The following is a 13,970-nucleotide window of genomic DNA, read 5'->3' on the forward strand; positions in this document are numbered from 1 at the left end:
TAATTTACTCTGATGATAAGCAGATACACTTAACCGACACCTGATCCGATACGTCTATGTCAGAGAGCAGTCACAGACCCTCCCGTTCCCTTTCTCCGGGCCAGTGGTCCTTCACCCGCTGGAAAACAATTGGCCAACTGGAAGCCCTGGAGGTCCATCACCCACTGTTTCGCGCCACCCTGTTTCTCCAGGGAGCACACCTGACGCAATTCATGCCAAGCGACGAGCCGGACTGGCTATGGCTGAGCAAGAACGCGCGGTTTGAGCCGGGCCGGGCGATCCGTGGCGGCATCCCGATATGCTGGCCCTGGTTCGGCGATCCCGGCAAGAATCCGCCGGCGGTGCGTAAACGCATCCATACCAACAGTGCCCACGGCTTTGCCCGCACGGCGCTCTGGAAACTCGAGGATGTTCGGGAGAATGCCCACGAAGTGGAAATCAGTCTCTCCCTGGACGCCAACGAGGATTTTGCCGACGTCTGGAGCGGCCACGCGCTGGCACTGATCACCTTCCACTTCTCGGTACGGGGCTGCCAGCTGGCATTGACCACGACCAACCTGGGCGAAGAGGCCCTGGCCTTCAGCCAGGCCCTGCACACCTACCTGCCAACCTCGGACGTAACGCGCTCAAGGGTACTGGGCCTGGGCTACAGTCAGTACATCGACACCCTCGATGACTGGGAGTACAAGAACCAGGAAGGTCCGGTGTATTTCGAGGGGGAAACCGACCGTATCTACGAGAGCGGAGAGCCCCTGACCATCGTCACTCCGTCAGGCAGCCGGAAGTTGAGCTCTGTGGGCAGTGATTCCACCGTGGTCTGGAATCCGGGCCCTGAAAAAGCGGCGCGGCTGTCGGATTTTCCCGATGAGGCCTGGAAGACCATGCTGTGTGTCGAAACCGCCAATGCAGCCAGTGACTACAGAGTGCTAAATACCGGCCAGAGCCACACCCTGGGTGTGCTGATCGGACGCAAATAACCGGGGAGAACGGATGAGCCTGGCGAGTTACCTGAAATCGAAACTGATACCCGCAGATATCAACGAGCACATCAATCGAATTCGCAAGCCCATCGGCTCGCTGGGGTATGACCCCTGGGGCTACAACAATGAAGTCATGAAATACGGCTTCAGCCTCACCCGGCAGATCTACGAAAAGTATTTTCGGGTCGAGGCCCACGGGGTAGAGAACGTGCCTGCCGAAGGCCCGGTGCTGATCATCGCCAATCACAGCGGGCAGCTCCCGATTGACGGGCTCCTGGTTGGCTATGCCCTGGCCTCCCGAGAACAACAGCCCCGCATTCCCCGGGCCATGATCGAGCGTTTCTTTCCCACTGTACCCTGGCTGGGCAACCTGCTGAACGAATTCGGCGCCGTGCTCGGCGACCCGGTCAACTGCGCCAAGATGCTGGCCAATAACGAGGCGGTCATCGTGTTTCCCGAGGGCGTCCGGGGATCGGGCAAGCTCTACCGGGACCGCTACCAGCTCAAGCGCTTCGGCAACGGTTTCATGCACCTGGCGATGAAGTACAAGGCGCCGATTGTGCCCGTGGGCGTGGTTGGCTGCGAAGAGACCATCCCCGCCATCGCCAACATCAAGCCACTGGCCAAGGCGCTGGGGATTCCCTACGCACCCGTTGCCATGCCGGTGGTGCTGCCCGCCAAGGTGCACCTGAATTTTGGCCCGCCCATGTATTTTGATGACTTGGAGATCCCGGAGGAGCTGGTGACCGAACGGGTCGAGCAGGTGAAAGCGGAAATCAGCCGCCTCATCGACAAAGGATTGAGCGAAAGGAAAAAGCTGTTCTGATGACCAAGCAACGCAGACCCCACATCCTCGTTACCGGTGCTGCCGGCGCCCTGGCCCAGCGGGTCATCAACCAGTTGCGGGATCATTGCGATCTCGTCGCGGTGGATTTCCGGGAGCAGGTCTACCTGGGGGACGACATTCCCAGTTACTGCATCGACTTTACCAAGCGGGTATTCGAGGACCTGTTCCGCCGCTACGAATTTGATGGCGTCATCCACCTCGGCCGGATTCAGTCCAGCCAGCTGACCCGGATGCGCCGGTATAACGCCAACGTATTGGGCACCCAGAAACTGCTGGACCTGAGCCACAAATACGGCATCAAACGGGTTGTGGTGCTCTCCACCTATCACGTCTACGGCGCGGTGGCCTATAACCCGGCTCTGATCGACGAGTCCGCACCGCTCAAAGCCGCCGGCCTGAGCGCGGACCTGGTGGATTCGGTAGAGCTGGAGAACCTGGCCAACATTTACCTGTGGCGTTATCCGGAACTGAACATCACCATCCTGCGCCCCTGCAATATTGTCGGGCCCGGGGTGCGCAACACCATGAGCTCCCTGCTGTCCAGTGATAATGCGCCCGTACTCGCGGGGTTCTCGCCCATGATGCAATTCATCCATATCGACGACATGGCAGACGCCATCGTCAGGGCCTACAAGAAACCGGTTCGTGGGGTCTTCAACGTTGCCCCGGAGGACTGGGTGGCCTACCAGCACGCGCTCAAACTCTGCGGCTGCCGGCGCATCCCGATTCCGTCCATTCCGCCGGTGGTCCCGAACCTGATCCTGAAAACCCTGAAGCTGAAAAGTTTCCCTTCGTATCTGACCGCCTTTTTCAAGTATCCTGTCGTTATCGACGGCAGAGCGTTTGCCAGGGAGTTCGATTTCAAGCCGAAACGACCCCTGAAGGAAATTTTCCGGTTCTACCGGGAGAACAAGCGACCGGTGTAATGACCGACCTGCGGTCACGGAGCGAGGCAGCAACGCAGGAAGCGAGGGATGCTAAGTGATCTCAGCCTGATCAGCCACGGAGCAGCGGCCATTGCCTTTGGCCTGCTGACCATTCTCGTCGCGACCCGCTATCTCAGGCGGGACGTGGACAGGGCATTGTTTGTCGCAGCCCTGGTGACCACCATCTGGGCCAGCGCCCTGGTGTCGCAATCGCTCTGGGGTACGCCCGGATTCATCCCCCGATATATTATTGAACTACTCCGGGACGGCGCCTGGATCACCCTTCTGTTTGCCCTGCTTCGCAACGCATCCCGCCAGGGCACCATTCACGGACAGATGAAGCGGATACTCGGTGCCTCGATCTTCACGCTGATCTTTGCCCTGCTGGCTTTCGGCATCCTGGAGTTCACCTTTGGCTGGGAAGTCCTGGACGGCAAGACCAAAGTACTCGGACAGATTGCGCTCTCCCTCATGGGGCTGTCCCTGGTCGAGCAGATCTGGCGCAATTCCCCGAATTTCGGCCGCTCCAGTATCAAGTACATCTGCATCGGCATTGCCACCATCTTCGCCTTCGACTTTTTCATGTACGCCGATGCGCTGTTGTTCGGCCAGGTATCGGAATCCTTCTGGAATGCCCGGGGACTGGTTAATGCACTGCTGGTGCCCCTGTTTGCTGTCAACGTACTGAACACCCGCAAGCAACCGGTGGATTTCCAGCTATCCCGGTCCGCGGTGTTCCATGCCGGCACCCTGGTCCTGGCCGGCGGCTATCTGCTGTTCCTGGCCCTGGGCGGGTATTACGTCAAGATCCTCGGGGGTGACTGGGGCGATGCCCTGAGGGTGCTGTTTTTCACCATCTCCCTCACCTTCCTCGTCACCCTGCTGCTGTCCCGCCGGATCCGGGCACGGCTGATGGTGCGGATCAGCCAGAATTTCTTCGACTACAAGTACGACTACCGGGAAGAATGGCTGAAAATGACCCGGGAAATGGCCAATCTCGGTGATGATCCTCCCCTGCCGATCCGCGTCATCCACATTCTTTCCGGACTGGTGGAAAGCAATGCGGGAGCCATCTGGCTCCGTGACGAACACGGGGCCTACACGCTCAAAGGCTCGGTCAACATGGCCATGCCCAGATACACGATGATCGACGCAGATTCCGATCTGGTTCGCCTGTTCCGGAAACGGGAATGGATTGTCGACCTTCACGAGTACCGGAATGACCCGGTCAGCTATGACCTGCTGGAAATACCCGATGCCATTGCCCAGAGCCCGGACGCGTGGCTGGTTATCCCCCTGTATCTGGACAACGACCTCTATGGCATCGCCATGGTGGGCAACCCCTTCGCCCGGCTTGAACTGAACTGGGAAAACTTCGACCTGATCAAGGTGGTTGCGCGGCAGTCCTGTAACCTGCTGGCCCAGGCAGACGCACAACACCGGCTGTCCCGGGCCATGCAATTCGAGGCGGTTAGCAAGGCGTCCTCCTTTATGGTTCACGACCTGAAAACCGTGATCGCCCAGCTCTCGCTGCTCGTCAAGAACGCGCCCAAGCACAAGCACAACCCCGCGTTTATCGATGACATGATCAACACCACCGAGCACGCCGTGCGAAAAATGTCGAACCTGGTGGACCACATCCGCAGGCCCGACAGCGTTGCGGACCCTCAATTACAGGACATCGACCTGGCCGAACTGGCTCGCAGCCTGGTCAGCCATCACAGCCATCAGCGCCCGACTCCCAGGCTGACGGGAAATCTGCCAAGTGCCTGGATCCGCGCGGATTACGAGCAGCTTCGCAGTGTCCTGGGCCATCTGATCCAGAACGCCCAGGACGCCACGCCACCGGATGGGGAAATCACCCTCAACCTGAAGATAGCCCGGGGCAATGTTGTGCTGTTTATCCAGGACAGCGGCAGCGGCATGAGCGAGGAGTTCATCAACACATCCCTGTTCAAGCCATTCGAGAGCACCAAGGGCCTTACCGGGATGGGGATTGGCGCCTACCAGGCCAGGGAGTACATCAGGCAGCTTGGCGGGAATATTGATGTGACCAGTGAGCCGGGGGTCGGCTCGTGTTTTTCAGTGCGGATTCCGTTGGCCAGGGAAGAAGAAGGTGCCGCACCATCAGAGAAGGAGTTGCCAGAATTCAACACCGAAAACCCTGCACGAAACGTCAATTAAATGGCGGTTTCTAAATTGAATGCAAACATCGATTGCAAAGTGTCAATGTTCGGTTAAGAATCAGGTGTAAGGACACTGCGAAACAATCCGTTTCGGCAAATTTTAGCGAGCATGACAAGGAACGTGTTGTGGTTGTAAACAAACGACTCCTGATCGTAGAGGATGACCCGGGCCTGCAAAGCCAGATGCGCTGGTGCTTCAGCGATGATCTGGACGTTGCGGTCGCCTCGGACCGCGAATCGGCCCTCACTGCGCTTCGGCGACTCGAACCGGAAGTCGTTACTCTGGACCTGGGCCTGCCGCCGGATCCCGGTGGCGCTACGGAAGGGTTTCATCTGCTGGAGGAAATCCTCCGCCTTTCGCCTATGACCAAGGTCATCGTCGTGACCGGCCGGGAAGACAAGGAGAACGCGGTCCGGGCCATCGGCATGGGCGCTTCGGACTTTTACCAGAAGCCACTGGATGCCGATATTCTTGCTTTTGTGGTCAATCGGGCCTTCCGATTGGCGGAACTCGAACGAGAGAACCGTGACCTTTCCAAACACAAGAACGGGACCAGCATAAAAGGCATCGTCGCCGCCAGCTCGCAGATGATGACTATCTGCAGGACCCTTGAAAAGATTGCCCCCACCGATGTCACTACCCTGATCACGGGCGAGACCGGCACCGGCAAGGAGCTTCTTGCGCTTGGACTCCATGATCTCAGCCATCGAGCAGACAAGCCCTTTGCGGCGATCAACTGCGCAGCCATTCCCGAGAACTTGCTGGAGAGCGAGTTGTTCGGCTTCGAGAAAGGCTCCTTCACCGGCGCCACACAGAGCAAGAAAGGCAAGATCGAGAGTGCAAACGGCGGCACCCTGTTCCTGGATGAGATTGGCGACATGCCGATGGCGCTGCAGGCCAAACTGCTCCGGTTTCTTCAGGAGCGGGTTATCGACAGGGTTGGATCGGTCAAGCCCATCCCGGTGGATGTACGTGTGGTGTGCGCCACCCACCGTGATGTTGGCCAGCTGATTGAAAGCGGGGATTTCCGGGAGGACCTTTACTACCGCATCAGTGAAATCACTCTCGATATTCCCCCACTGCGGGAGCGGGACGGGGACTCATTGGTTATCGCCCAATCCCTCCTCAAATCCCTGGGCAAACAGATGGACCGGCCAAACCTGACCTTCACCGAGGATGCCGTCAACGCCATCACCGGTTATTCCTGGCCCGGTAACGTGCGGGAGATGATCAACAAGGTCAAACGGGCAACCATCATGGCCGATGGCAAACGGGTAACGGCGGCGGATCTTGATCTGCCCGCAGAACAACCCCCTTCGGACAATCAGCTGAACCTCCGGCAGGTGCGCGAAAACGCCGAGCGAAGGGCGATCACCCAGGCCCTCAGATCCTGCAATTTCAACATGGCTCAGGCCTCCCGCCTGCTCGGAATCACTCGCCCGACACTCTATAACCTGACGGACAAATACAGGATCGAGACATCCGAGTTCGCCGACAATGCCTGAACCACATCAAGAATAAAATCCGGAACACGCGAAGGAATTCAGACATGAAAGTAGCAGAGGTTTTGCGGGTAACGTTGCTCTCCACCGCAATCATTCTGGGCATCGCGGGATGTGGCAGCGACACGGAGATGACTCAGGAAGAACTGCAATACATCAGCCACCTTGACCAGGCACGCTTCTTCCAGAAACAGGGAGAGCTCAAGGCGAGCACCCTCGAAGCACGAAGTGCCATCGAGCTTCAGCCGCAGAGGTCCGAACCCTATCTGTTGATTATCAACAACCTGCTTATTGCCGGCGATGCGGTCAACGCGGAGCGCCAACTGGATGAACTTCTGGAGCGCATCCCCGAGCAGTCGCTGAACAATACAGAACGCAACCGCGCCCGCCTCATCCGGGCAGAAGCCCTTCTAATGAAAGGCAAACACGAGCAGGCGCTTGCCACATTGGAACAACTCGACTCGCCGGGTAACGAAGAGCAACTTGAGGCTAATCTGCTGCGGGGCCGCATCCTGATTGATTCCGGTCAACTCAAGCAGGCTGGCGAGGTTTACCGGCAGGCCCGTGAGGCCAACAGCGACGCCATCATGCCCGTTATTGGTCTGGCCCGGGTTGCCTGGTTGTCCGGCGATGTGGACCAGGCAAACGAATTGCTGGATACCGCCAGCCAGATCGACGGGAGCCACCCGGAACTCTGGCTTCTGAAAGCCAGGATAGCCGGTGCCAACGAACAATGGGGCGAGGCGGAAACCGCCTATATCCGCGCTTTGGAGGACATCGGCCAATACGACGTAATGACCTACCGGAAATACGAAACCATCTCCTCTCTTATCAACGTTCTCCGGGCACAGGGCAAAGCCCGGGAAGCCTTCGTCTACGAGGAAATTCTTGCCAAATCCGCCCCGGGAACCATCAGGGCCAACCTGACTGCCGCGCAGGCCGCCCTGGAGGAGAATGACCTGGATTCCGCCGCGGGCTATCTTGAAGAGATCCTGGCTCAGGCGCCGGAACACCAGCAAAGCGCCCTGTTATTGGGTTTGATTCGACTCAGACAGGGGCGCGTGGAGGAAGCCGAGACCCTGCTGGCGCCCATAGCAGAAACCGGCGAACTGGAAGCGGCCAGCAAGCTGCTCGCTGCCACCCGACTGAGCCTGAACGACATCCAGGGTGCCAGAGAAGCAATTGCCGACCTGGAAGGCGAAGAGAGCGATCCATCCGTCATGGCCCTGGTGGGATTCACCGCCCTCGCCAGCGGAGATACGGAGTCCGGCGAGCAGATTATCGAATCCGCTCTCAGCCAGAAACCCGACTATCACGCCCTCAGACTGCGCTACACCCGCTACCTTGTCCAGGCAGGCCGGACTGAGGACGCCCTGGAGCAAATCCGGTTACTCACCGATGTCCCTGCGCTCCGGGACGAGCCCTGGCAACTGATGGTGCAGGCCTACGCATCCAACGGTCAGCTTGACCAGGCTGTTGCGGCGGCGGAGCAGTGGATCGAACAGCAGCCGGAAAACGGCCGGGCCTTGCTGGTCCGCGGCGAACTGGCGTTGCAAAACGAAGCGCCCGACACGGCCGAGCGTTACTTTGAACAGGCCCGGGAGGCTGCGCCCGAAACGGCCGCTCCCCTCGTTGCGCTGGCCCGGCTAGCCCTTTTCCGGGAAAACCGGGACGCTGCTATTGCCCTCTACCGGGACGCCTTGTCGATCGAACCGAACACCACCGATGCGATAAGAGGCCTCTCGAAACTGCTAACGCCCAAAGAGCTCGCGGCTGGCATGGAAGAGCTTCTGGTACAACAGCCGGATGCGATCGCACCGCGAATGGTATTGCTTGAACAGGCCCTGCTGGCCGAGAACCATTCCAGGGCCGATGAACTGACGGCCACGCTGATAGAACGCACGACCGAGAACCAGCCAGCCGAAGCGGAATCCCTGGTGGCAAAGCTCTACTACGATACGGCCGCGCGCAAAATGACAGCAGGCGACACGGCCGAAGCTCAGCGACTGCTGGATCGCGGCCGCGCACTGTTTCCGAAGCAACTGGACATAGCCGTTGCCTCCGCCAGCCTTGCGTTCCAGCAGGGTCGGCCGGAACAGGCGCGCAAGATCGTCGAGGAAACCCGTCTGGCCCATCCCGAGTCCGACCGCCCGTTGGTTGTGGAAGCGGAATATCTTGCCAATGAGGGTAATCACAAGGCGGCGGCCCGCATGTATCAGCTGGCCCTCGAGAAACAGAGCCGCGTAATCACTGAGCTGGCCCACGCCAGGGAGCTGAATCAGGCCGGCGATCCGGAAGCCGCCATCGCTGCGCTCGAGCAGGCCATGCAAAGCTGGCCCAATGATCCTCGTCTGCCCCTGACCCTTGCTCTTTTTGCCCAGAACCAGGCACAGCAGGACAAGGCCGAGCAGGCCTACAGGAAAGCCTTGGAGCTGGACAGTGACAACATTCTGGCCCTGAACAATCTCGCCTGGCTCTACTTCGAATCGGATCATCCGGATGCACTGCCACTGGCCGAACGGGCCTATAAGCTTGCACCACAATCCGGCTCAGTGGCGGATACCTATGGCTGGATCCTGTTCAACAAGGGATTCCACGAGGATAGCCTCCCCATTCTCGAGAAAGCCTATGAGCTTGAACCGGGAGAGCAGATTGCCCTGCACCTGGCCGAAGCCTACAAGGCCACAGGCCAGCACGAAAAGGCGGATGCCCTGCTGAAGAAGCTGTAAGCAGCCGGCGATATAAGCTTCAGGCACAAAGAGCGAAATGTTCCAAGCCCGTGCTGGCGTGTAAAGCAGTGGGCACCATACTTAACAGACTATTTCATTAGCCAGGAAGGTGGATGACTATGTCTGTTAGCAAGGTTCTTGCGCTGGGATGCACCATTCTGTTCGTGACGGGCTGCCAGAGCTGGCAGTACCGTGATATCGAGTCGCTTCCTCCTACTGCGGCAGTTCCGGAGACCAGTGAGCCTGGCCAGGTTGAGGTCAGGTATTATGACAACCTCCCCGGGACCGACATAGCTACGATGACGTCAGCCCCCAAATTTCCGGATAATCCCGACGAGGTCGGGGTTCTGACCAGTCTGGAAGATCCGGAGAACCGAGCTGAGGACTATGGATCCTACGTTAGGGGATTCATCAGCCCTCCCTCATCCGGGCAATATCGGTTCTTTTTGAGTGCAAATGACAAAGCCGAATTTTGGCTCAGCGTTTCGGAATCTCCGGATGATGCTTCCCTGATCGCATTGGTTCCCGGCTGGACAAGCGTCAACCAGTTCACCAAATACTCTTCACAAACATCCAGCTATGTCACTCTGGATTCTGGCCAGAGGTATTATTTTGAGGTTCTGCAGAAAGAGGGTTCGGGTAGTGACCACTTCGCTGTAGCCTGGGAAGGACCGGGAATTTCGCAGCAAATAATTGGCAGTGACTACATATACAGCTGGGCACAACCAACAATGGACACAGGTCAGAGTAGCCAGGAAGCCTACAATCTTGGCTATCGAGTTGGATTCGTCGACGGCTCTGAGGGGCTTGCATTCAATCCGTCTTTCCCCCCCTTGGACCAGGACCAGGATGGACTGTATGACAACTGGGAAATCGTACATGGCCTCGATCCCAGCAGCGCTTCGGACGCCACCAGCGACCCGGATCAGGATTTACTGTCCGCGGCGGATGAGTTCCTTATTGGTACAGCCGAAGGAAATCCGGATTCCGATAACGATGGGATTCCGGATGGCGTAGAGTACGCTTATGGGCTGGACCCGCTGGATTCCGCTGACGCTTCCGGGGATCTGGACAATGATGGTTATACCAACCTGGAAGAATACACTGCCGGAACAGAGCTTAACCAAGCGGGTGACAGCCCAGCACCGGCCCCTGCCCCGGAACCCGAGCCAGCACCGGAGACAGGGGAAATCGCCTACGTGACCGGTTTTACAGGGCAATATTTTTCGGGCACCAATTTTGAGCGCCTGCTCGCGGTAAAGGTCGATGAAACCGTCGATTTCAACTGGGGCAACGGCGCGCCGATCCCGGAAAGCCCCGCTGACAACTTCTCCGTCCGTTGGAGCGGTATCTTTACGGCACCTCACTCAACAGGAACCAATGATTATGAATTCTCAGTGCGTACCAATGATGGCGTCCGTCTCTATGCCAACGGGGAACTCGTAATCAATGACTGGTCCTCTCATGCTCCCACGACCTTTACCTATAACCGGGCATTGAACGCCGGCGAGGAGCTGCGTCTCACCATGGAGTACTACGAGGGCACAGGAACAGCCGTTGCTCAGTATAGTGCTCGAAACCTCAGTACCAATTCCAACGTCGATACTGTCAGCACTGTTGTCTCGCCGGATATCACCCAGATGGCCAGCGTCGATTCCGATAGCGATAGCATTCCGGATACCTGGGAGCTGCAGTACGGTCTCAACGCCTGGGTTCCTGACGCCGATGGCGTGAACAACGATTCCGGCATCAGCAATATCGAGGCATACGAGAGCGGGCTCGACCCGTACACGCTGACGAGTGTCTCGGGCGATTCATCACAGACCACGGCTCCGGAAACAAGTGAGCCAGCACCATCGGAAACCGGGGGCACTGTCACGCTGACCTGGACGGCCCCTTCAACCCGAATGGACGGAAGCTCGATTGCCCTCTCCGAGATTGACTACTACGTGATCAACTATGGCCAGGATGTCGCCAACCTGGATCAGAGCGTCAACGTTGGTGGTGGCGAGGACAACTACACGTTCAGTAACCTGACCCCGGGACTCTGGTACTTCACCATTCGGGTTGTTGATACCAACGGACTGAGCAGCGCTCCCTCTGAGCCGGTTTCCGCTGAGGTACAGTGACTCTGGTTTACGTTGGAGTTGTATCAGTTGGCCCCGGTCGCGCCGAACCGATCGTCCAGACGGGTCTCGATCCGCTCACGGACCATGGGGGCCAGCCTCCTCAGGCTGGCCTTTCCATCACAGGCGTCGCACCGGACGCCAATCACGAGCAGTGATGCGTCAGAACGGTTATTGAAGATCCCGGGTAACTGGGCAAGCTTGGCTCTCAGCTCATCGGCCTGCCAGAAACTTTCCACGTAATAGCCATAGGCAAGATACACCCTGGATTCGCTTTGCCTGTACTTAAGTGCAAGTCCGGTCAACGTTGTGTCACTCCCGGCTGGAACAGTGAAAGTCTGCTGGGGAAGCAGGAGATCGGCATCATAAAGTCGATTCGCATACTGGACGACTTCGCTACCGGGGCGTTGCTGGTTATAGGTGAAGAGACCGACATAGTATTCAGGCTGGGCTTGTCCAGGCTGCAATTCGTCCCGCTCAACAAAAACCCCGGTCGATTCCAGATCAGGCTGCTGGATGACCGGCTGCCACCCCCCGAGTGAACCCCGAAACAGGGGTAACCATTGTTCAGACGGAAGAAGTTCAAAGCCATGCCGATCAGAGCCCGTATAATCTGCTTCTGCAGTTGAGGATTCGACCGCCCATGCAAGGGTTACAAATGCCAAAGCAGGAACCAGTGAAAACCAGGCTTTCATACCCCCACTGTTCCCGGGAAGACCCCTTCCGGCTGAGCTTGCGGGCCTCTGCTCTTGCCTGTGCTCCAGATACCTTGCCAGCACAAACAACGGGACGAGTGTTCCTGCAAAGACCCACCAGCCGAAATAGTCATGCTCCCAGATCAGCGAGGAAGTCATGTTGGATTCATAACCAACATAGATAATCACAAACACCCGGATCCAGTTCGCAACCATGGCCAGCAGCGCCCCTGCCACCAGGAGAATCACCCGATCAGTCAGGCGCTGATAACTGAGTTCCGCATAAATGGTGGAAATCGTCAGGCCGACCAGGAGATAACGCAGCCCGGAACAACCATGAGCGATCTCAAAGGCCCCCACCCCTGGAAAGTAAACAAACACGCCTTCAACGGTGAAATCGATGCCGAGTGCCGACAACAGTAGTTGGTTCACCGCAACGGTGATCAGCTGCAACGGCCAGGACAGGTAATCCCACACCGGAATAGCGAAGATCAGCAAGCCAACGGGCAGGAAGAACGCGGACGCCTGTCGCCAGCCCCAAATCAACAACAGCAAACCGAGGAACAACGGAACCATTGCTATCTGCTGGAAAGCCTCGACAAAAAGGACACTGCCAGCAAGGTAGACAGCGGCTGCCAGGGCAAGAGGAAATAACCAGCCCGGATAAAACCCGTTGACCGGGCGGAGGATTCGCCATTTGCGCACGGAGAGCACCACGCAAACGAGCAGAACAAGAAAGCCGTGGGAATAGGATTCGTCGAACTTCTGCCAGCGGCTGAAAAGCACCTGGAGAGCTGGCCAGACAGCAATCCCGGCTCCAGCCAGAAGAACGACCGGTAATAGCCATGGGGAATGCCGCTGGAGTGTGGAACGATCCATGTCCGGATTCTCTACCTTGAGTCCTTGATGCGGTATAGCAGTTTGAAAAGCCGGCTGCGCACCAGCATCAGCGATACCAGGGGTGTTCGAACGGTTGCGAGTTTTGCCTTGTAGTCTTCATTTTTTCCCCCGCCCGCGAGCAGATCAAAAGCTTCAACTTCGCGGTTGTCGAACGCCGCTTCGATACTGTACCCAAGATGCAGCGTACCCAAGGCCAGCTTTTTATGGAAATTCTCCACAAACCCGGCCTGCAGGTTATATGCCACATTTCTATACAGAACATTGTAGAGCACAGAAACCGGTCTGCCCGAAACGCAAAGCACCGAGAGTTCCGGCCTGCCGCCCTCGTGAACAATATTCCTCAGAAACTCCTGATGAAATGCCAGACTGGTCTCGTTGAAACAGGGCTGACCCCAGCGGTCACGATGGAAATCATTCAACAGTTCAAAAAATGAGACAAGTTTGTCAGGCCACCAGTTCCCGATAGTCACACCGCCCACCTGCTCCAGGACCGAACGACGGTTGTACAGCCTTAAACGTGTACCACTGCCCAGCCTCGCCAGGTAGTCGCTGAAAAGGCCATTCGTCTCAATGGCGTAGGCAACATCGTCGCCAACTCGCCGAACCAGGCACTGGCGTTCTCCGGCCAAATCTAAAAGAGCGCGGACCGCGGGTGCGTCCTCCTGCATGTCAGCGAGCACCGCTTCACTCCAATCCACAGAAAATATTGCATCGGGAGTAGCAATGGGAAGGCTGTTGTACTCAGTACGGGGCGTGGAGAGCCGGCGATAGTTCGTGCCGATGAACTGCAGGCAGGTTACGGGCAAAACGCCCTTGTACCTGTAGCGGTCAAGGTAGAGCCCCGAGCAACCCCGGCCTTCACTCACGAGTTCGAAACCCGGGGTCGATCCCCAGTACTTCCACCAGGCATCCTGCCAGGCTCTGGTCAGAAAAAGATTCATGTTTGCGTCGTCCTTGAGTAAACCGCTGACAAGGCCTGTCAATAAACCTTACAAGCTGCGGCTGCACGCAGATTACGGTCGAGCATATCACATTGTATTAAGGCCTGAAGTGCTTGACTGGCAAGAAAGATGCTCGC

Annotated in this window: 9 protein-coding genes; 7 read left to right on the plus strand and 2 right to left on the minus strand. The window is 57.7% G+C overall.

The genetic code is table 11. The features are described 5' to 3' along the window. Positions 1 to 56 precede the first annotated feature (56 nt). The 7 genes from ACQUTG_RS08075 to ACQUTG_RS08105 all read left to right on the plus strand — a co-directional run bounded on the left by ACQUTG_RS08075 (position 57) and on the right by ACQUTG_RS08105 (position 11,300). The gene (locus ACQUTG_RS08075; RefSeq protein WP_428918909.1) at positions 57 to 977 is read left to right on the plus strand and encodes a D-hexose-6-phosphate mutarotase; all 921 of its coding nucleotides are present in this window, start codon (positions 57 to 59) and stop codon (positions 975 to 977) included. A gap of 13 nt (positions 978 to 990) precedes the next feature. Beyond that, positions 991 to 1,806: a lysophospholipid acyltransferase family protein gene (locus ACQUTG_RS08080; RefSeq protein WP_343809941.1), complete on the plus strand. Its 816-nt coding sequence runs from the start codon at positions 991 to 993 to the stop codon at positions 1,804 to 1,806. Further along, entirely contained in the window at positions 1,806 to 2,753 is a 948-nt protein-coding gene (locus ACQUTG_RS08085) for an SDR family oxidoreductase (RefSeq protein ID WP_113863705.1), read from the plus strand. Before ACQUTG_RS08080 ends, ACQUTG_RS08085 begins: the two co-directional genes overlap by 1 nt. A gap of 48 nt (positions 2,754 to 2,801) precedes the next feature. After that, entirely contained in the window at positions 2,802 to 4,937 is a 2,136-nt protein-coding gene (gene prsK / locus ACQUTG_RS08090; RefSeq protein ID WP_428918910.1) for an XrtA/PEP-CTERM system histidine kinase PrsK, read from the plus strand. Between the two features lie 128 nt (positions 4,938 to 5,065). Next, the gene (gene prsR / locus ACQUTG_RS08095; RefSeq protein ID WP_428918911.1) at positions 5,066 to 6,445 is read left to right on the plus strand and encodes a PEP-CTERM-box response regulator transcription factor; all 1,380 of its coding nucleotides are present in this window, start codon (positions 5,066 to 5,068) and stop codon (positions 6,443 to 6,445) included. A gap of 44 nt (positions 6,446 to 6,489) precedes the next feature. Next, positions 6,490 to 9,171 (plus strand): tetratricopeptide repeat protein, encoded by a 2,682-nt coding sequence (locus ACQUTG_RS08100; protein WP_428918912.1) that lies wholly within the window; start codon positions 6,490 to 6,492, stop codon positions 9,169 to 9,171. A gap of 119 nt (positions 9,172 to 9,290) precedes the next feature. Then, on the plus strand, positions 9,291 to 11,300 hold the full coding sequence (locus ACQUTG_RS08105) for a PA14 domain-containing protein (RefSeq protein WP_428918913.1): 2,010 nt from the start codon (positions 9,291 to 9,293) through the stop codon (positions 11,298 to 11,300). Positions 11,301 to 11,323: 23 nt separating this feature from the next. On the opposite strand, the gene xrt is transcribed toward ACQUTG_RS08105, so the two are convergent. Continuing rightward, entirely contained in the window at positions 11,324 to 12,871 is a 1,548-nt protein-coding gene (gene xrt / locus ACQUTG_RS08110; RefSeq protein ID WP_428918914.1) for an exosortase, read from the minus strand. Positions 12,872 to 12,882: 11 nt separating this feature from the next. Beyond that, positions 12,883 to 13,833, minus strand: a complete 951-nt coding sequence (locus tag ACQUTG_RS08115) for a GNAT family N-acetyltransferase (RefSeq protein ID WP_428918915.1) — start codon at positions 13,831 to 13,833, stop codon at positions 12,883 to 12,885. Between the last annotated feature and the right edge of the window lie 137 nt (positions 13,834 to 13,970).

Source organism: Marinobacter sp. DUT-1, assembly GCF_050379415.1.
Lineage (GTDB): Bacteria > Pseudomonadota > Gammaproteobacteria > Pseudomonadales > Oleiphilaceae > Marinobacter.

Coding starts and splice junctions, on each gene's coding strand:
- ACQUTG_RS08115 (WP_428918915.1), bottom strand. CDS start 13,833: ATGAATCTTTTTCTGACCAGAGCCTGGCAGGATGCCTGGTGGAAGTAC.
- ACQUTG_RS08085 (WP_113863705.1), top strand. CDS start 1,806: ATGACCAAGCAACGCAGACCCCACATCCTCGTTACCGGTGCTGCCGGC.
- ACQUTG_RS08080 (WP_343809941.1), top strand. CDS start 991: ATGAGCCTGGCGAGTTACCTGAAATCGAAACTGATACCCGCAGATATC.
- ACQUTG_RS08075 (WP_428918909.1), top strand. CDS start 57: ATGTCAGAGAGCAGTCACAGACCCTCCCGTTCCCTTTCTCCGGGCCAG.
- ACQUTG_RS08105 (WP_428918913.1), top strand. CDS start 9,291: ATGTCTGTTAGCAAGGTTCTTGCGCTGGGATGCACCATTCTGTTCGTG.
- prsK (WP_428918910.1), top strand. CDS start 2,802: ATGCTAAGTGATCTCAGCCTGATCAGCCACGGAGCAGCGGCCATTGCC.
- ACQUTG_RS08100 (WP_428918912.1), top strand. CDS start 6,490: ATGAAAGTAGCAGAGGTTTTGCGGGTAACGTTGCTCTCCACCGCAATC.
- xrt (WP_428918914.1), bottom strand. CDS start 12,871: ATGGATCGTTCCACACTCCAGCGGCATTCCCCATGGCTATTACCGGTC.